Source organism: Pseudomonas sp. AAC, from assembly GCF_000725445.1.
In the GTDB taxonomy this organism is placed as follows: Bacteria; Pseudomonadota; Gammaproteobacteria; order Pseudomonadales; family Pseudomonadaceae; genus Pseudomonas; species Pseudomonas citronellolis.
Map to the genome: position 1 here is coordinate 885,755 of NZ_KL647096.1, position 308 is coordinate 886,062.

Below are 308 nucleotides of genomic sequence, written 5' to 3' on the forward strand. Positions count from 1 at the left end.
TGATCGCTGTAGAATGCGCCTCCCGCTGACGAGAAGCTCCGGCCGATCGACAGCGCAAGCGGTTGAGTAGGAACGAAAAATTCTGAAAATAACGCTTGACGAAATAAGAGGTTGGCGTAGAATGCGCGGCCTCGGTTGAGACGAAAGAATCAACCAACTGCTCTTTAACAAGTTGAATCAAGCAATTCGTGTGGGTGCTTGTGAGTTAAGACTGGTGATCGCAAGATTGTCAGCATCACAAGTAGCACTCGTGAATTCGAGAGTTTTTTGCGATTGCTGAGCCAAGTTTAGGGTTTTCTCAAAACCCG

Annotated in this window: 1 pseudogene; it reads right to left on the reverse strand. The window is 47.7% G+C overall.

The window, feature by feature from the left end:
- A pseudogene (locus FG99_RS32630) lies at positions 1–181 on the reverse strand (hypothetical protein); the annotation flags it as partial.
- Positions 182–308: the final 127 nt, after the last annotated feature.